Below are 16,812 nucleotides of genomic sequence, written 5' to 3'. Positions count from 1 at the left end.
TCTCCTGATGGCATGGCGCAGGGAAGGCCGCTACCTGTAACCTCTAGACATGCGAGCGCGCCCACTGCGCTATCTGCGCGGCAGGCATTGCACCGCTCGTCCTCGCGATTTCCTTGCCGCTCCTGAACAGGATCATGGTGGGAATGCCGCGGATCCCGTAGCGGCCGGCAATCTGCTGTTCGGCCTCGGTGTCGAGCTTGCCCAGGCGGACATGGGGTTCGAGCGAGCGCGCCGCCGCCTCGAACTGGGGCGCCATCATCTTGCATGGCCCGCACCACTCGGCCCAGAAATCGACCAGCATTGGCAGTTCGGCATTCGCATGGCGGTCAAAATTACCCGCGGTGAGCGTGACGGGCATGCCTTGAAAGAGAGGCGCGCCGCAGCGTCCGCAATTGGGGTTGTCGCTCAGGCGCTCTTGCGGCACCCTGTTGGTGGAATTGCACTGCAGGCAAGCGACCGTGGGCATCCTGTATCCTTTCGTTGACGAGCCGGGCTCGGCGGCCGAATGATGCAAGCGTTCAGCGCGTGGATATGGCGCGGCGCGCCTCTCGCTGCCGCGGCTCGGGCAGGTATTCCACGCCACCGCCCTGGCGCCGAACCGGCTGCGGATAGAGCGTCATCAGCTCCAGTATTTCCTTGGGCATGTCCGTTCCAACGGGCAGGCCCATGTCGCGGGCCTCATCGGCAGAGATGGGATAGTCGTGGGTCCAGGTGCCCGTCGCCAGCTTCGCCGCCAGCGCCGCCGCGCGGTTCTCGTCCATCTTGTCGGACAGCAGACGTTTCGCGAATGCCTCGATCTGCGCAATGGCCTTGCGACCGACATCGGCCATGATCAGGGTCTGGTCGTCGATCTCGGCGATGGGCTTCTCGGCGACGACCTTGAGGAGCGAGGCAGCAGGCAACTGGCCAAGTTGCGGATCGACGGGTCCCAGCACGGAATGCTCGCACATCACGATCTCGTCGGCGGCAAGCGCGATCAACGTGCCGCCCGACATCGCGTAATGCGGCACGAACACGGTGACCTTGCCCTTGTGGCCCTGAATGGCCCGAGCGATCTGGGTTGCCGCCAGCACAAGGCCGCCCGGTGTATGCAGCACGATGTCGAGTGGCACTTCATCGTCGGTCATCTGGATCGCGCGCAGGACTTCCTCCGAGTCATTGACGTCGATGTAGCGCATCAGGGGGAATCCCAGCAGGTTCATCGTCTCCTGCCTATGGATCAGCAGGATGACGCGACTGGCACGCTTCTTCTCGATACTGGCGATCTTGCGTGCGCGCATCGCCTCAAGATATCTGCGCTGCAGAACCGGCTGCAGCGCCGAAATGATGAAGAACAGCCAGAAAAGCTGCATTATGTCCATGGACCTTGTCCTCCTTCCCGTCGGCCATCCGGCAGAAAGCCATAGATGCCCTCGTCGCGATAATAGTGGCGATAGACGTCGGCGCGCCTTCGCAGGAGTGGCGTTACAAGCCAACCGGCGAGAAACCCGCCGATATGCGCCCACCAGGCAACCCCGCCCGTGGCCGGATCGCTGCCGAGCGATAGGAAACCGGGAACGACCTGCATGAAGAACCAGATCATCGCGAAAATGACCGCGCGCACTTCGAAGAAGAGGGGAATGAACAGAATCGGCACGATCACCACCAGCCGAGCCGCCGGAAACATGCGTGCGTAGCAACCGATCACGCCCGCGATGGCCCCCGATGCGCCAAGCGCGGGAACGACTGAGTGGGGGTTCGCCAGCGCGTGAGCCAGTCCGGCCGCCACACCACAGAACAGATAGAACAGCGTGAATCTACTCGGTCCGAGCCGATCTTCGACGGCGGGGCCGAAGATCCAGAGCGTCCACATGTTCAAGATGAGGTGCAGCCAGCCCCCGTGCAGGAAGATGTTGGTCAGGAACGGGGTCCAGTCGGACGGGGCGACGAGGCTTAGTTCCCCGAAGAAGCGCGAGGGCACCAGCGCGAACTCGAACAGGAACCGGTCCAGCACGCGCGGCGGCAGGCTGATCTGATAGAGGAACGCGAGGACGTTCATGCCGATGACCGCCCATACGATGACGGGCGGGTAACGGCGCGCGACGCTGTCATGGTAGGGAAACAAGCGGCAAATCCTCCCTCGCGCTGGCCATTCCGTTCATTATTTTTTCCCGGCGATCGTCACGCCCGTCCAGGCTGGGGGATCGGAGGCCGGGAAGGATTCGAGCGAGGCTTCGAGCACCGGATCGAATTCGGCCTGTTCTTGCGACGACAGGTCCACCGTGCCTTTCTCCTCGACCGCGCGCCGGAGGCGGTGATCCGTGCGACCCCGATCCAGGCGGGACGGTATGCGAAAGGCGTCCGGGGCGTCGGCTCCCTTGTAGAGGCGATGCCGCTCCTCTCCCCGCCAGCGGGCAGGCGCATGCCGGTGAGCTGTGTCCTCACGCACGAAATAGCGCCAGTCCTGCCGCTCCGCGAATTCGACCGCGCTTTCGCGGTCAGGGAATTTCAGCCGGAGCGGACGATAGGGATCGTCGCTGGAGGTATATCCCATCAGCGGCTCGATTTGGGGCGGGCGCGACGGTTCAAATTCCAGTATCCAGTCGTTGGGCCGCGGCGCCGATGTCATCGCGGAACGAGCCGGCCGGTAGATGATCGCCGTCGGAACGTCCCACGACCTCATATCGGTCCCGGGTATCTTCGGCGGAAAGGGTGGACGATTGTGACCGCGCATCATGGTGCTACCCCTCGGTTGTCTCCCAGAAAAGCGTGTTCCAGCCGGGCGCGATCCCGCAGGGGCTGGGGAATTCGCGACCCTCTCTGATGAGCACTGTCAAACAGCGCATGAACGGTATCGGAAGACTGACCTGAGTCGCGCAGTTTATCGCGAAGATAATCGCGCGCCGCTTGGGCGATCCGGGTCACGTCGTCTTCGGGAATGCCGAGAACCGAGGAGGCCGTTTCAAGCGGGGTGTCGTTCAGGTCGACAAGAAACAGAACCCTGCGCCATAGCGCCGGCAGACCGGCGATCGCCCGGTGAAGGGCCAGCCCGTCCTGCCGTTTCGCGACCGCCGTTTCGGGGTCGTCCCCGCCGTCGTCGGCGATGAGCTCCTCGAGCAGCAGCACGTCGTCGGGCTGGTAGAACTCGAACATCTCCTCGTCCGACTCGGTGGGTTCCTCGGCCGGAGTCTCGGGTTTCGCGTCGATCGAGGCGGCGTCCTCCGGCACCGCGCGGCGCGCGGCGCGCGCCTCGGCCTCGATGGTCTCGAAAGCCAGTTTCAGCAGCCAGTCGCCTATGGAAAACTCGGTGGGCCGCTGCTCGAACCTTTCCAGTCCCTTGAGGATCGTCGCATCGACAAGATCGCGAACGCTGAGGTAACCCTCCGGCACAGATCCGCTGCATTCGAGATAGGTCAACTCGCGCCTGACGGTGTCGTAGACCGTATCGAGATGATCCTCGATCAGGTCGAAGAAGAGTTGGCGCCGCTCCGCCTCCGCCGCATCCCGCGCGGGCGGCAGCGGGGCGCCGATCCGGCGCCGGCGGGCGGGACGCTTGTACTCCGGCTCGTGCTTGAGGCGCGCCACATGCCGATCGACCTGGTGGCGCAGGTCGGCAAAGGCCTTGCGCAGGACCGGCTCGATCTCGAACCCCTCTTCCTGCGCCGCGATCACGCCCGATGGCAGTTGCAGGCGCAGGCCGCCTTTGATGCGCGTCTTGCCCCTCGTCTGCGAGGCGACGACTTCGAGCCGGACGAGATTCTCGCGGAAGCGTATAAGATGCGGTTCAAGTTGCCGCACCTCTTCCTCGATGACCTCAGGCGCGCGCTGTTGGCCGTGCCGGTCAAGATTGCGAAATGCTCTGATGACTTCCATGCCGCGGATCCTTCCTGCAACCCTCCGACGAAATGGGCCGGCGCGACCGTCATCGCGCCGGGCCAGTCCTTCGCAAAGTCACCCGGCGGATTTGTCGTCCTTGGACTGCACCTCATCCTTGGCCTCGGCCGGGACGTCGGGCGTCGGAGCGTGCGCCTTTTCTTGGGCAACTTTGCCGGACTCGTCGATCCCGGCCTTGGCCTGATCGTCCGGGCTGTCGTCACCGGTGTCCTTTGCGATCTTTTCGAACACGACCTTCTGTTCGTCCGCTGACCAGGCGACGCGGACCTTGTCGCCATCCTCGATCCGCCCCGAGAGCAGTTCGCGAGCCAACTCGGTCTCCAGCTCCGACCGGATCAGCCGGCGCAGCTCGCGGGCACCGAATTCGGGACGGAAGCCGACCGCGCCGAAGTGATCCACGACGCTCACATCGAGTTCGAGTTCGACGCCCTGGGTAAGGGCGGTCCGCTTCACCCGGTTGAGCTGCAACTCGACGATCTGGCGGATCTCCGACTGATTCAGCGAATGGAAGACGATGATCTCGTCGATCCGGTTGATGAACTCTGGCCGGAAATGACCGCGCAACACCTCCATCAGTTCGGACTTCTGCTTTGCCTCGTCGAACTCCTTGGTGCCGCGTCTCTTGAGGTTACGCTGGATGATGTCCGAACCGAGGTTCGAGGTGGCGATGATGATGGTGTTAGTGAAGTCCACCACGCGACCCTTGCCATCTGTCAGGCGGCCATCGTCGAACACCTGAAGCAGGATGTTGTAGACATCGGGATGCGCCTTTTCGATCTCGTCGAGGAGCACGACCGAGTAGGGCCGACGGCGCACCTTCTCCGTCAGCTGCCCGCCTTCGTCGTATCCGACGTAGCCCGGAGGTGCGCCAACCAACCGGGCAACCGAGTGGCGCTCGCCATACTCCGACATGTCGATACGGATCATCGCATCCTGGTCGCCGAAGATCACCTCGGCGAGCGTCTTGGCCAGTTCCGTCTTGCCAACCCCGGTTGGCCCGAGAAACAGGAAGGTCGCAGTCGGACCGGAACCTTCGCGCAGACCCGCACGCGCCAGGCGCACCGCATCAGCCACGGCGCGGATCGCTTCTTCCTGGCCGATGACGCGCTCGTGCAGCTTCTCCTCGAGCTTGAGGAGCTTGTCCTTCTCCTCGGTGGTCAGCTCGGTGACCGGAACGCCGGTGATCTTGGAGACGATCTGCGCGACGTGATCGGCGCGCACCTCGGCGGTCGCCGAAGCCTGGTCGCGCTTCCAGATTTCCAGAAGCTCGTCCAGCTCCTTCTGCTTCTGCTCCAGCTCCTTCTTCAGTTCTGCTGCCCGGTCGAATTGCTTGCGGGCTGCGGCATAGTCCTGCTCGCGCCTGATCTGCGCGGCTTCGGCCTCCAGTTCCTGGACTTCCACGGGGCGCGCCGTGGCGCTGATCTTCACCCGTGCGGCTGCCTGATCGATCAGGTCGATCGCCTTGTCGGGCATGAAACGGCCAGTGATGTAGCGATCAGAAAGCTCGGCCGCCGCGACGATGGCCTCGTCGGTGATCGTCACCTTGTGGTGCGCCTCCAGCGTGTCGCGCAGGCCGCGCAGGATCATGATGACCTGAGCTATCGTGGGTTCCTCGACATAAACCGGCTGGAACCGTCGCTCGAGCGCTGCGTCCTTCTCGATGTATTTCTGGTACTCGTTGAGCGTCGTTGCGCCGATCAGGTTCAGCTCGCCCCGCGCCAGCGCCGGCTTGAAGGTGTTGGCGATGTCGAGACCACCTTCGCCACCGCCCTGGCCAGCGCCGACGATGGTGTGGATCTCGTCGATGAACAGGACCAGGCTGTCCTTCTCCTCGGTGATCTCCTTGAGGATCTTCTGGACTCGCTCCTCGAACTCGCCGCGATACTTCGACCCGGCCACCATCGAGTTGATGTTGAGCTCGACCAGCCGCTTGTCGCGCAGCGCCTCGGGCACTTCGCCCGCGACGATCCGTTGTGCAAGTCCCTCGACGATGGCGGTCTTGCCCACGCCGGGCTCGCCGATCAGCACCGGGTTGTTCTTTTTCCGGCGGGCCAGCACTTCGATCGTCGTCTCGATCTCGCGGGCGCGGCCGATGACGGGATCGAGCTTGCCCTCGCGGGCGAGCTTCGTCAGGTCACGGCTGAACTGGTCGAGATCGGGCGTGCTGGAAGGCGCCGCCACGCGGCCTTCCTCGGCTCCCTTGCCCACGACCTTGGTCACCTGCTGGCGCAGCGCCTGCGGCGTCAATCCGTATTTGCGCAGGATCGACGCGGCCAGGCCTTCACCTTCCTCGGCAAGGCCGATCAGCAGGTGCTCGGGACCGACATAGGAATGGCCGAGTTCGTTCGAGGCGATGAAGGCCCGGTTCAGCGCGTCCTTCAGGCGAGGACTGACGCCGATTTCGCCCTCCGTCCTGGCCTCTCCACGCTTCGCTTCCTTCTCAACCTGGCGCCGCAGGTCGTCCACATCGACCTTGAACTGTTCCAGGATCGTTTTGACGACGTCGGACGAGGTCAGTGCCAGAAGCAGATGTTCGGTATCGACCTCGCTGCGCCCGAATTCTCCAGCCTTCTGTGCGGCATCCTGCAATAGTTTGTTGCCCTGTTCGCTCAGCCGATCGGCGATGGTGCGTCCGCCGCCGCGCCGCGATCCGCGGCGCGGCGCTTCCTCCCCGAAGGTGGCATCCACGACGTCGTCCTCACCCGCGCCCGTGGCGCCCAGTGCGCCACCCCGCAGCGGGCTGTCGCTGAACAGGCTGCCGAACCCGCTATCGCCGAAGAATTCGTCAAAAAGGGAATGTCGTCCGAACAGGGACTCCAGCGGCGATGCGCTGCGGCCCGACCGGCGCACCATTTCGCTGTAGTGCTGATCGCACAGCTCCATGTTCTGAACCCTGCCGTTCACCGAGGCGCGCACGCGCGCCGTCGCCGGGCGACCGCAAATATCGCAAGCTCCGTTTGCCATTCGTCTTCTCCGTTTCTTTATCCAGTCAGGGTTGTCCGCCGATCATCTGCGCCAGTGACAGTGTTACGCAGCGACCGCTTCCGTTCTTTTCACCTTGGCCCCAATTGCCACCAGATCGGGCTCGTCCAGTGTCTCCCGTTGCAGGAGATCCTGCGCCGATTGCTCGAGCAGCGCCCGGTTGGCTTCGAGAAGCGAGAGGGTGCGCTTGAACACGCCATCCACGATGTCGCGCACCTTCGCGTCCATCCGCTCGGCAGTGGCCTCGCCGTAGCGGCGGTTCAGCCACGACGACTGGTCACCGGTGCCGAGAAAGCCGGGCCGATCGGTGTCGTAGCTGACATGCCCGAGGTCTTCGTCCATCCCGTACCGCGCGACCATGGCGCGGGCGATATCGGTGGCCTTGACCAGATCGTCGGCCGCCCCGGTCGAGAGGTGGTCGTAGACGATCTTCTCGGCCGCGCGCCCGCCCAGCAGCACGGCGATCTTGTTCTCCAGCTCCTCGCGGGTCATCAGGAAGCGGTCCTCGGTCGGCCGCTGGATGGTGTAGCCGAGCGCGCCGATGCCGCGCGGTATGATCGAGACCTTGTGCACCGGATCCACCCCCGGCAGAGCCATCGCGACCAGCGCGTGCCCCATCTCGTGGTGCGCCACGATCTCGCGTTCGCGCGGATTGAGCACGCGGTTCTTCTTTTCCAACCCTGCGATGATGCGCTCGACGGCATTGTTGAAGTCGTCCATCGTCACCGCATCAGCCTTGCGGCGCGTGGCGAGCAATGCTGCCTCGTTGACGAGATTGGCGAGGTCGGCCCCGGAAAAGCCGGGAGTAAGCGCTGCGACCTTCTCGGCATCGACGTCCGGGGCGAGCTTCACCTTTTTCATGTGAACGCCGAGAATCTGCACACGTCCCTTCTTATCCGGCCGATCCACCAGCACCTGCCGGTCGAAGCGTCCCGCACGCAGCAGCGCGGGGTCGAGGATCTCTGGTCGGTTGGTGGCGGCCAGGAGCACGATGCCCACCGAAGGGTCGAAGCCGTCGAGCTCGGTCAGAAGCTGGTTCAGCGTCTGCTCACGCTCATCGTGGCCGCCAGCGATCTGGCCGGAGGAGCGCGCCCGCCCGAGAGCGTCGAGTTCGTCGATGAAGATGATCGCCGGCGCGGATTTCCGAGCCTGCTCGAAGAGGTCGCGCACCCGCGCGGCACCGACGCCCACGAACATCTCGACGAACTCGGAGCCCGAGATCGAAAAGAAGGTCACGCCGGCCTCGCCTGCCACTGCGCGCGCTAGAAGCGTCTTGCCGGTGCCCGGCGGCCCGACAAGCAATATGCCTTTGGGGATATGTGCGCCCAGCTTTCCGTATTCGGCGGGGTTCCTGAGGAACTCTACGACCTCCTCGAGCTCGGCCTTGGCCTCGTCCACACCGGCCACGTCGGCGAAGCTGACGCCGGTTTCTTTTTCCATGTAAACCTTGGCCTTGCTGCGGCCGACCTGCATGAACCCGCCGAAACCCTGTTTGTCGGCGAACTTACGGAACAGCAGCATCCAGATTCCGAAGAAGACAAGCGCTGGCGCCACCCAGGAAATCAGCGTGCCGAGAAAGGTGTTCTGAGGAACGCCCGTGATCTCGACGCCGGAGCGGTCGATCCGCTGCAGGATCGCGGGATCCACGACCGTGGTGACGAACTGGCTCTTGCCGTCGACGGGGTCGGTGAAGGTGCCGGTGATGGTGTCCGCGCCGACCGCGACGGACGCGACCCTGCCATCCTCGAGATAGCTCTCGAACTGGCTGTAGCTGATCGGTGCGACGGATTGCCAGCCGGCGATCAGGTTCTGGATGAAAAGCACGGCTATGAAAGCCACCACCCAGTACCAGATGTTATATTCGGTCTTCCTTTCCATGCCGCTTGTCCCTTTCACTGGCGCCCGAGCCGCGCCCTGATCCGCTCGAGCAGCGCCAGCAGGATGCGCCTTTCGTCTGCCGACAGATCCTGCAGGATTTCATGTTCGAGCGCCGATTGCCGCGGCGCGAGTTCCTCCAGCATCGCCCGGGCCTTCGACGTTGCGGTGACGATCTGCGACCGCCTGTCGTCGAGCGAGGGCGACCGCTCGACCCAGCCGCCCCGGACCATGCGATCGACGAGCTGGCCCGCAGTGGCCGGGCCGACCTCAAGTCGGTCGGCCAGATCGCCGATGGTCAGCCCGGGCGCATCCTCGACATGCGCCGCCGCCATCCAGGACAGGCGGGTCAGCCCGCTGTCGCGGATGTCTTGGTCGATCCGCTGCTGGATGAGCTGCGCGACCCGGTGGATCGTCGTCCCGATCAGCGCGATGTCCGAAGAGATCATAGGTATCCTTCCTCCGGTTGCATGAGACATAGGATAGACCGCACTCCATCCAAAGTGCAATGCACGCATCATATATGCTTGCATAATAAATGGAACCGCCTATCTTGATGGGCGGTCTCCGAACCCACATCCGGCCGGCACCGTTGCCCGGTCCCTCCATGCCGACGGTTCGGGGGCATCGATCAGCAACAGGAGGCCAGTAATGCTCTACCCGACATATCTGCGCCGCAGCGATCCCTTTGCGCTGATGCGCTCCATGATGCGCGATCTCGACCGCGGTTTCTGGCCGCCGGCCCGCGCGGCGTTCCCGGCGGTGAATGTCTGGCAAGGCCCTGAGGCCGTTGCCATCGCCGCTGAACTTCCCGGCATCGAACCGGGCGACATTGAGATTTCGGTTAAGGACAACGTCCTGACGCTTTCGGGCGAACGCAAGGCGCCCGAGGTTCCCGACGGTGCGCGCTGGCACCGCAACGAACGCAGTTTCGGCAGGTTTTCCCGCACTATCCGCCTGCCGTTCGCGGCCTCGGATGACAAGGTCGAGGCGAGGATGACGAACGGCGTATTGCGGATCGTCATCTCCCGGCCCGAGGAAGAAAAGCCGAAGAAAATCGAGATCAAGGCAGCCTGAGAGGAGCTGGAACGATGAGCACCGACATCACGCAAGCCGCCGAAAAGACGCCGACCGACTCGCCCGAGACCACCGGCGGCGGACGCATCTACCGCCCGTTGACCGATATCGTCGAGACCGATCAGGGTGTCTCCATGATGCTTGAAATGCCTGGGGTCGCCGCCGATGCGGTCGAGATCACGCTCGAAAATCGTGTGTTGACGATCCGCGGCAAAGTTGACCCGGTGCGGCCGGAAAACCTCGAACTTGCCTATGCCGAATATGGCGAGGGCGATTTCGAGCGTGCCTTCACGCTTTCCGAGGACTTCGACCCCAACAGGATCGAAGCCGAGATGCGTGGAGGTGTCCTCACCCTGACGCTCCCCCGAGCCCCTGAAGCGCAGCCGAAAAAGATCGCCGTCAAGGGCGCCTGAAAACCGAAGGAGACCATATCATGCAGATCAAAGACCTCATCCCCTGGGCGCGCAAGGACGGCGCGCCAGATGCCAAGAGCAGCGAAGACAACCCGATCGCGACACTCCAGCGCGAAATGAACCATGTGTTCGAGAACTTCTGGAACCGTGTCGGTCATTTCGAATGGCCCTTTGGCAGCGGCGAAGCGAAATCCGACGTGGTCGAGACCGACAAGGCGATCGAAGTATCGATCGAGCTGCCGGGCATGGAGATGAAGGACATCGAGGTGACGGTCAACGATGACATGTTGACTGTGAAGGGGGAGAAGAAGATCGAGCGCCAGGAGGAGAAAAAGGGGTATTACCTGTCCGAGCGCAGCTACGGCGCGATCTACCGGACAATTCCGCTCCCTCCCGGTGTGGATGGCGAAAAGGCGCAGGCATCCTTCAAGAACGGGGTTCTGACGATCAAGCTGCCCCAGACTCCCGAGGCGCAGGCGAAGGTCAAGCGCATCGAGGTCAAGAACGGCTGATTTGCCACATTGGGTGTCGCCGGTTTGCGGCGTCCCCTCCGCTCCTTGCGATATCGCACCGTCTGGAGAAGCCCCGGGGAGCTTGTCTCTCCGGGGCGGCCTTCGAGAGGCAATCATGAAAGACTTGCAACGATCCGGGCTGACCCGTGAACAATGGTCGGCGATGACGCTCTACGAGAAGTTCGAGCAAGTTGTCATCTTCGTCCTCAGCGTCATCATTGCGGCGATCGTCGTGGCGTCGGTCTGGGCGCTGATGCGCGAAGTCGTGAACCGCCTGGTTCTGGGGGCATTCGACACTCTCGATTACGCCACCTTCCAGGTGGTGTTCGGCATGATCTTCACCGTCGTGATCGCGCTCGAGTTCAAGCGCTCCCTTCTTGTTGCGACCGAACGCAGCTTCGGGATCCTCCAAGTCCGCACGATCGTGCTGATCGCGCTCCTCGCCATCGCGCGCAAATTCATCATCCTGGACCTCGGCGAGACGGAATCATCCAAGATTGCCGCACTCGCGGGCGCGGCGCTTGCGCTCGGCGCTGTCCATTGGCTCGTGCGCGATCAGGACCGACGCGAACTCGGAGGCCACGAGACGCGATGACCGCGGCCTCCGCCAGCCACCGCCTGCTCAATTTCGTGCAATCGGCGCTGCTGCTCGGGCTCATGGCCGCGATCGCCTGGATCGCGGTGACAGCGATCGTCGGACCCGAGACCGGTCTCCTCATGGCGCTCGCGATGGTCGGGGGTCTCCTGTTTGCGCCCGCGCTGCCACGCCGGCTGCTCCTCTCGGCCTATCAGGCGCAGCGGCTCACCGGTCGTGATGCCCCCGGTCTCGTCGCGGCCCTGGCCGAGCTCGCCCGCAGGGCCGGGCTGCAGCGCGCGCCGGCGCTATATCGCGTGCCGAGCCGGCTGCCGAACGCCTTCGCCCTGGGCAGCCCCGAGGACAGCGCCATCTGCGTCACCGACGGGCTGCTCAACCTGCTCGACGGCCGAGAACTCGCCGGGGTTCTGGCGCATGAGATCGGGCATATCGCCAACTGCGACCTGTGGATCATGAGCCTCGCCGACATGATGTCGCGCCTCGTCTCGCTGGCAAGCTGGCTCGGACAGTTGTGGTCTGCCCCCTGAAAAGTTCTCTAATCGCATTCGTCAAGCTGGCTGATGGGTTGTGCGCAACGCCGGGTTCATGGTTCTCTCCGCGGTCGGTCTCGGTGGATCGCCGCATGTTGGCGTCAGATGGTCGGATCGACCGAAGTGGTCCTCGTGGTTGCCGAAGGCACCGCATTTTCAGGGACGGCCTGATCCTCGCCAAGCGTCCCGGCGGGGACGCATCCTTTGAAGTCAGTCGAACGGCATAGCGATGTTCATGCCGCCTCCTCCTGACTCCAACGGAATGGCGTATTGGTCTTCCACATGGCGTGCAGGATCACGGCCATCTTACGAGCTACGGCGATCCTCGCCTTCTTGAACCCGGACGCCTTCGCCAGCTTCAGGCCCCAGGCTTTGAGCGTCGAGAAGCGTAGGTTGCGTGTCAGAAGCGTTGTGGCTGCTTTTCATAGAGGTGCTTCCTGGTCATCACGCTCCCCTGCTTGGAGATGCGCCCGTTTCGGCTTGTCTCGCCGGACTCGTATCGTCGGGGTGTCAGGCCGAGATAGGCGCCGGCGCTCGATGACCGACTGAAGCGCGATGCATCGTCAAAGGAGGAGGCGACTGACAGGGCGGTGATAACGCCAACGCCGGGCACGGTCATGAATAGGCGCGCGGTCGGGTTTGCCTTGGCGATCGCCATCAGTCGCCGGTCCAGAACCTTGATCTGATCGAGAATGGAGGCTCTGGCTTTCATCAATGTCTCGGCAATGAGACGCATCTCCGGGGATGCATCGAGTTCGCCGGCGATGATCTCGTCGGCCCGTCCCGTGAACCCGCCGACGCGCTTGCCGAACAGAACACCGAAGGTGCGCAAGAGACCACGGATCTCGTTCTCGATCTTGACCCGGATCCTCACCAGCATCTCGCGGGCGACCAGAAGGGAGCGAACCTGGTAGCTGTCGCGGCTTTTGATGCGCACTTGCTTAAACCAGCCGGTTCGCATGATCTGCGCCAGGCCAGCAGCGTCGTTGCGATCCGTCTTCACCGGTCGCATCTTCAAAGCTGCGTTGGCATGACGGGCGTCGATGCACAGAATTGGAAGACGGCGTGCGGCGAGTTCGTTCCAAAGCCACACGGCCAACGGTCCCGTCTCGAGCCCGACCCGGACGAGGTCTGGCGCTTTCCGATTCAAATATGTGGCGATCGCTTCGGGGCAGGTTGCGACCTTCTTCTCGGCTCGAATCCGACCGGCATCGTCGACGACGCAGATCGCTGTCGTCTCTTGGGAAACGTCCAAAGCTGCATAGGAAGGCATCATGGTTCTCCGTCACTTGTCGGCCGAGCCGATCGTTGCTGGATCGCCAGCTTGGGGAACCGCTTCGCTCTCGGCGAGGGGGGCCACCTGCGATTACGCTAAGTGGTCCTCCCTGAAGTAGGCTATTGAGCCGTTGGAGGACGTTGGAATGCCCCAGAAGAAGCATAAGCCCGAAGAGATCGTCGCGAAGCTGCGTCAGGTCGATGTTCTGCTGTCGCAAGGTCGTTCGGTTGGCGAAGCGGTTCGTTCGATCGGCGTGACACAGTTCACGTATTACCGCTGGCGCAAGGAGTTTGGTGGCCTGAAGGGCGACCAGGTGAAGCGGCTGAAAGAACTTGAGAAGGAGAACGACCGGCTGCGCAAGGCGGTGTCGGACCTGACGCTTGAGAAGCTGATCCTGAAAGAGGCTGCTTCGGGAAACTTCTAAGCCCCTCCCGCCGCCGTCGCTGCGTCGATCATGTCATGGCGAAGTTCTGCGTGTCGGAGCGCTTCGCCTGCAAGGTTCTCGGCCAACATCGCTCGACCCAGCGAAAGAAGCCGCAAGGCCGGCCCGATGAAGAGGTGTTGACCGCCGACATCATCCGGCTCGCCTCACGCTACGGTCGCTATGGCTATCGCAGGATCACAGCGATGCTGCGGTCCGAGGGCTGGACGGTGAACGCCAAGCGCGTCGAGCGCATCTGGCGGCGGGAGGGGCTGAAGGTTCCCCACAAGCAACCGAAGAGAGGACGTCTCTGGCTGAACGACGGATCGTGCGTCCGGCTTCGGCCGGAGCATCCCAACCATGTCTGGTCCTACGACTTCGTCGAGGGCCGGACCCACAATGGCAGGAAGTTCCGCATGCTCAACATCATCGACGAGTTCACCCGGGAATGCCTGGCGATCCGGATCGATCGTAAGCTCAACTCGACCGACGTCATAGACGTCCTGTCGGACTTGTTCATCCTGCGCGGTGTGCCCGGCCATGTTCGTTCCGATAACGGTCCGGAGTTCATCGCCAAGGCGGTGCGGGAGTGGATCCCCGCGGTAGGGGCAAAGACCGCGTTCATTGAGCCGGGTAGCCCATGGGAGAATGACTACTGCGAGAGCTTCAACTCGAAGCTGCGCGATGAACTGCTCAACGGAGAAATCTTCTATAGCCTCGCCGAGGCAAAGGTCATTATCGAGGCATGGCGACGCTACTACAATCCTGTTTCATAACACCCATCTGTCTATGTTGCTGAAGTAAATAGGCTTTGTTGATCGGACTGCGATCCTGCGGGGTATTTTGGGTTCTGCCGCGCGCGATGAACGATCTGCTGAGCTTGCGGCTTTCCAAGTTCTGAGCGGCTGAAGAGCCACGGTCCATCCGGCAAAGGATGAACGCCTTCGATTTTGCCGGCCTCGGCGGCGAGCCTCAGCGTCTTCGGTGTTACGCCGAGGAGGCGTGCGGCCTTGTTCAGATTAAGCCATGGTTCGTTGCCGTCCAGCGCCGGCCGGAAGATCGGGATCTTGTGATGCGACCTGTGCGCCGTCACCCGCTCCCGTGTCCAGCGGTTGCCATGCCCGGTCACCAGGCCGTTGCGGTTGAGAATGCCGGCAATCAGGTCGTCGCTGGCGATCAGCACCAGTTGGCGAATGGCCGCGATGATATCTGCGGAGGTGCTGTTGCGCTGTCCACGACGCCGCTTCGGCAAGCGAAGTTCGGTATGAGCGCCACCAAACCAATGGATCAGCAGGACGATCTCAGAGGCTTCGTCGTCGATATCGGCGAGCACCTCCTGAATGACCGTGCGTACGATGCGCTTTTTGAGCCGCGCATCCGTCGTTGGCGCCGACCAGACAGCAGGGAGGTCTGCAGCCAGGGTCTGAAGGTCAGTTGCCGACACCGGCGATTGCTTCGGCGTGGCGGAATCATGCGCGGCGATCTGGCTCTCGACCTCATCAACATGTGCGAGGGCGCGGTTCCATCGCATCTCCAATTCCGCTGCGACCAGACGGTTCGCAGGGTCGGCGGCGTCATATTGCCGGAAGGCCCGATCGGCGGCGTAGCGGGCGGCCTCCAGATCGCGACTGAGAGCGTCCCGAACCTGGTCTCGACGACCGGCTGCCCGCGCCTCGGCTTCGGCAGCAGCCGCGATTGCGCCCGGCTCGACGACACGCAGCAGCGCTTCCTCGATCGCATCGTCGACGCGCAGTCCGCCGAAGGCGATGCAACGCGGCTCGCCATTGTCGAGCAGTCCCCGCCAGCAGGAATAGCGCGGGATGTTGTGCTTCGTGCCCGTGTAGCGCACCGTGAGCTTGCGGCCGCAGCGCCGACAGCGAACGAGCCCCGACAGCAATGCGTCGCCATGCTTGGGCGCGCCGTGATGCTGGCTTGTCGGCGTGTTATCGCTCACCATGGTGCGGATCGCCTCAGCCCTTTCCCAACTAACATAGCCTTCATGGTTGCCCGGGATCAGGGCCAGCCATTCCTCGCGCGGCTTTCGGCGAGCGCCTGACCGAACAGGGGACGGCCCAAATCCCGGTGCGACACCAGACTTACCATAGGCATAGGCGCCACCGTAGATCGGGTTCTCGATCATCCGGTGGATGGTCGCATAGTTCGGCCTGCGCCAGACGACGTCTCCATTATTGCGCTTTGCCGGCAGATCCAGTCCGTGCTCGAGGAACCACATCAGCGCCTGACGGGCACTACCGAGCTCAGCCACCTTATCGAAGACCATGACGATCGCTTCCTGCACGCGGCGATCGGGATCCTTCTCGAGCCGGTCTCCAACCTTCACGAAGCCGACAGGAGCAGCAACGACAAGTTCGCCGCGGCGGGCTTTCTCATAGCGGGCCGAGAGTGAACGCTGGCGCAAAAGATCCAGTTCATACTCGTTGAGGCTGCCCTTCAGTCCCAGCAGCAGCCGATCGTTGCCCTGGCGCGGTGCATAGACCGCCTCCTGGTCGACCAGCACGGTGTCAACGACGCGGCACATCTCGATGAGCTGCTGCCAATCGCGGCTGTTGCGGGCAAACCGCGACACCTCTCGGGCCGCCACTGCTCCAACCTTGCCGAGGCAGACCTCGGCGACCATACGGTCGAAACCGGCGCGCGTGACGCCGCCGGCGGCAGAGCGCCCGAGATCATCGTCGATCGTTTCGACGCGAGACCAGCCGAGCGCCGTCAGACGGTCGCGCATCGCGTATTGCAGCGTGCCGCTCTCGCGATTGTGCAGGACCTGATGAGCCGACGACTGGCGCACATACAGGATTGCCTTCCGCTCCAGATGGTGGGGTCTGATCTTCTCATGCATCATGATCAGCGCCCTCCCGTTGCCCGGCACGATCGCCGTCGACGTGGTCGAGGATCAGGCTGACCATCAGCTGCGTCACAGATCGACGCGTCTCGACGGGCAGCGTCTGCCATTGCGGCGTCTGCATCGTGTCGGCGTCGTTCGGCTTGGAGAACAGATCGAATTGGTATGTCGTGGGCTTGCGCGGCATGGACATCTCCCCGATTCGCGTCGTGAGAGCCCAATGCTGCGCCGTTCTCATCAGATTGCGATGGGGGATCCGTGTTCCGCAGCAGTGACGCCAGGGTGCCGAGCGCGGCGAGGTCGACGCGCGGATGAGTCGTGATGCGCCAGTTCGCGCTGACCGCTCGGTCGAACATCCAGGCCGGAATCTCCAGCCACCGATGTAGTGACTGGCCACA

16 protein-coding genes and 1 pseudogene are annotated in these 16,812 nt (G+C 63.2%); 6 read left to right on the top strand and 11 right to left on the bottom strand.

Annotated elements, in window-relative coordinates:
• Nucleotides 1–43: 43 nt before the first annotated feature.
• The 8 genes from trxC to E4P09_RS15305 form a co-directional block, all read right to left on the bottom strand.
• Nucleotides 44–466, bottom strand: a complete 423-nt coding sequence (gene trxC, locus E4P09_RS15340) for a thioredoxin TrxC (RefSeq protein WP_137390489.1) — start codon at nucleotides 464–466, stop codon at nucleotides 44–46.
• 52 nt (nucleotides 467–518) lie between these two features.
• A complete protein-coding gene (locus E4P09_RS15335) occupies nucleotides 519–1,361 on the bottom strand; it encodes an SDH family Clp fold serine proteinase (protein WP_028035865.1) in 843 nt (280 codons plus the stop codon).
• Nucleotides 1,352–2,104: a rhomboid family intramembrane serine protease gene (locus E4P09_RS15330; RefSeq protein WP_137390488.1), complete on the bottom strand. Its 753-nt coding sequence runs from the start codon at nucleotides 2,102–2,104 to the stop codon at nucleotides 1,352–1,354. Before E4P09_RS15330 ends, E4P09_RS15335 begins: the two co-directional genes overlap by 10 nt.
• 36 nt (nucleotides 2,105–2,140) lie before the next feature.
• Complete coding sequence (locus E4P09_RS15325) at nucleotides 2,141–2,716, bottom strand: NADH dehydrogenase ubiquinone Fe-S protein 4 (protein WP_239025223.1); 576 nt, start codon at nucleotides 2,714–2,716, stop codon at nucleotides 2,141–2,143.
• Nucleotides 2,713–3,852 (bottom strand): RNA polymerase sigma factor, encoded by a 1,140-nt coding sequence (locus E4P09_RS15320; protein WP_137390487.1) that lies wholly within the window; start codon nucleotides 3,850–3,852, stop codon nucleotides 2,713–2,715. Before E4P09_RS15320 ends, E4P09_RS15325 begins: the two co-directional genes overlap by 4 nt.
• 78 nt (nucleotides 3,853–3,930) lie before the next feature.
• Nucleotides 3,931–6,837 carry an ATP-dependent Clp protease ATP-binding subunit gene (locus E4P09_RS15315; protein WP_137390486.1) on the bottom strand — a complete coding sequence of 969 codons (2,907 nt, stop codon included), beginning with the start codon at nucleotides 6,835–6,837 and terminating at the stop codon, nucleotides 3,931–3,933.
• 63 nt (nucleotides 6,838–6,900) lie between these two features.
• On the bottom strand, nucleotides 6,901–8,733 hold the full coding sequence (gene ftsH / locus E4P09_RS15310; protein ID WP_137390485.1) for an ATP-dependent zinc metalloprotease FtsH: 1,833 nt from the start codon (nucleotides 8,731–8,733) through the stop codon (nucleotides 6,901–6,903).
• Nucleotides 8,734–8,747: 14 nt separating this feature from the next.
• Entirely contained in the window at nucleotides 8,748–9,179 is a 432-nt protein-coding gene (locus E4P09_RS15305; protein ID WP_013651409.1) for a MarR family winged helix-turn-helix transcriptional regulator, read from the bottom strand.
• A gap of 202 nt (nucleotides 9,180–9,381) precedes the next feature.
• Here E4P09_RS15305 and E4P09_RS15300 point away from each other — a divergent pair, with 202 nt between their 5' ends.
• The 5 genes from E4P09_RS15300 (at nucleotide 9,382) to E4P09_RS15280 (ending at nucleotide 11,854) form a co-directional block, all read left to right on the top strand.
• Nucleotides 9,382–9,807 carry an Hsp20/alpha crystallin family protein gene (locus E4P09_RS15300; protein ID WP_072493527.1) on the top strand — a complete coding sequence of 142 codons (426 nt, stop codon included), beginning with the start codon at nucleotides 9,382–9,384 and terminating at the stop codon, nucleotides 9,805–9,807.
• A 14-nt stretch (nucleotides 9,808–9,821) separates the two neighbouring features.
• On the top strand, nucleotides 9,822–10,220 hold the full coding sequence (locus tag E4P09_RS15295; protein WP_028713488.1) for an Hsp20/alpha crystallin family protein: 399 nt from the start codon (nucleotides 9,822–9,824) through the stop codon (nucleotides 10,218–10,220).
• Between the two features lie 20 nt (nucleotides 10,221–10,240).
• Nucleotides 10,241–10,732 carry an Hsp20/alpha crystallin family protein gene (locus E4P09_RS15290; protein ID WP_086466662.1) on the top strand — a complete coding sequence of 164 codons (492 nt, stop codon included), beginning with the start codon at nucleotides 10,241–10,243 and terminating at the stop codon, nucleotides 10,730–10,732.
• Between the two features lie 115 nt (nucleotides 10,733–10,847).
• Nucleotides 10,848–11,327 carry a phosphate-starvation-inducible PsiE family protein gene (locus E4P09_RS15285; protein WP_135995192.1) on the top strand — a complete coding sequence of 160 codons (480 nt, stop codon included), beginning with the start codon at nucleotides 10,848–10,850 and terminating at the stop codon, nucleotides 11,325–11,327.
• Nucleotides 11,324–11,854: a M48 family metalloprotease gene (locus tag E4P09_RS15280; RefSeq protein ID WP_239025222.1), complete on the top strand. Its 531-nt coding sequence runs from the start codon at nucleotides 11,324–11,326 to the stop codon at nucleotides 11,852–11,854. Before E4P09_RS15285 ends, E4P09_RS15280 begins: the two co-directional genes overlap by 4 nt.
• Before the next feature lie 403 nt (nucleotides 11,855–12,257).
• Here the strand turns inward: E4P09_RS15280 and E4P09_RS15275 are convergent, their stop codons facing one another.
• A complete protein-coding gene (locus tag E4P09_RS15275) occupies nucleotides 12,258–13,130 on the bottom strand; it encodes an IS110 family RNA-guided transposase (protein WP_239025246.1) in 873 nt (290 codons plus the stop codon).
• 148 nt (nucleotides 13,131–13,278) lie between these two features.
• On the opposite strand from E4P09_RS15275, the pseudogene E4P09_RS15270 reads away from it, so the two are divergent.
• Nucleotides 13,279–14,324 (top strand): annotated as a pseudogene (locus tag E4P09_RS15270) (IS3 family transposase); the annotation flags it as partial.
• A gap of 17 nt (nucleotides 14,325–14,341) precedes the next feature.
• Here E4P09_RS15270 and E4P09_RS15265 read toward each other — a convergent pair.
• Both E4P09_RS15265 and E4P09_RS15260 read right to left on the bottom strand, forming a co-directional pair.
• Complete coding sequence (locus E4P09_RS15265) at nucleotides 14,342–16,414, bottom strand: recombinase family protein (RefSeq protein WP_137390484.1); 2,073 nt, start codon at nucleotides 16,412–16,414, stop codon at nucleotides 14,342–14,344.
• Nucleotides 16,404–16,601, bottom strand: a complete 198-nt coding sequence (locus tag E4P09_RS15260; RefSeq protein WP_137390483.1) for a hypothetical protein — start codon at nucleotides 16,599–16,601, stop codon at nucleotides 16,404–16,406. The genes E4P09_RS15265 and E4P09_RS15260 overlap by 11 nt, the downstream gene beginning before the upstream one ends.
• Nucleotides 16,602–16,812: the final 211 nt, after the last annotated feature.

Origin of the sequence: Rhodoligotrophos defluvii, assembly GCF_005281615.1 — a bacterium.
GTDB classification, from domain to species: Bacteria; Pseudomonadota; Alphaproteobacteria; order Rhizobiales; family Im1; genus Rhodoligotrophos; species Rhodoligotrophos defluvii.
Note: the sequence above shows the minus strand (reverse complement) of the source record. Positions and strands in the feature narration are given on the sequence as shown.

Coding starts and splice junctions, on each gene's coding strand:
- E4P09_RS15305 (WP_013651409.1), bottom strand. CDS start 9,179: ATGATCTCTTCGGACATCGCGCTGATCGGGACGACGATCCACCGGGTC.
- E4P09_RS15260 (WP_137390483.1), bottom strand. CDS start 16,601: ATGCCGCGCAAGCCCACGACATACCAATTCGATCTGTTCTCCAAGCCG.
- E4P09_RS15275 (WP_239025246.1), bottom strand. CDS start 13,130: ATGCCTTCCTATGCAGCTTTGGACGTTTCCCAAGAGACGACAGCGATC.
- E4P09_RS15265 (WP_137390484.1), bottom strand. CDS start 16,414: ATGATGCATGAGAAGATCAGACCCCACCATCTGGAGCGGAAGGCAATC.
- E4P09_RS15300 (WP_072493527.1), top strand. CDS start 9,382: ATGCTCTACCCGACATATCTGCGCCGCAGCGATCCCTTTGCGCTGATG.
- E4P09_RS15295 (WP_028713488.1), top strand. CDS start 9,822: ATGAGCACCGACATCACGCAAGCCGCCGAAAAGACGCCGACCGACTCG.
- E4P09_RS15290 (WP_086466662.1), top strand. CDS start 10,241: ATGCAGATCAAAGACCTCATCCCCTGGGCGCGCAAGGACGGCGCGCCA.
- E4P09_RS15320 (WP_137390487.1), bottom strand. CDS start 3,852: ATGGAAGTCATCAGAGCATTTCGCAATCTTGACCGGCACGGCCAACAG.
- E4P09_RS15325 (WP_239025223.1), bottom strand. CDS start 2,716: ATGATGCGCGGTCACAATCGTCCACCCTTTCCGCCGAAGATACCCGGG.
- ftsH (WP_137390485.1), bottom strand. CDS start 8,733: ATGGAAAGGAAGACCGAATATAACATCTGGTACTGGGTGGTGGCTTTC.
- E4P09_RS15335 (WP_028035865.1), bottom strand. CDS start 1,361: ATGGACATAATGCAGCTTTTCTGGCTGTTCTTCATCATTTCGGCGCTG.
- E4P09_RS15280 (WP_239025222.1), top strand. CDS start 11,324: ATGACCGCGGCCTCCGCCAGCCACCGCCTGCTCAATTTCGTGCAATCG.
- E4P09_RS15285 (WP_135995192.1), top strand. CDS start 10,848: ATGAAAGACTTGCAACGATCCGGGCTGACCCGTGAACAATGGTCGGCG.
- trxC (WP_137390489.1), bottom strand. CDS start 466: ATGCCCACGGTCGCTTGCCTGCAGTGCAATTCCACCAACAGGGTGCCG.
- E4P09_RS15315 (WP_137390486.1), bottom strand. CDS start 6,837: ATGGCAAACGGAGCTTGCGATATTTGCGGTCGCCCGGCGACGGCGCGC.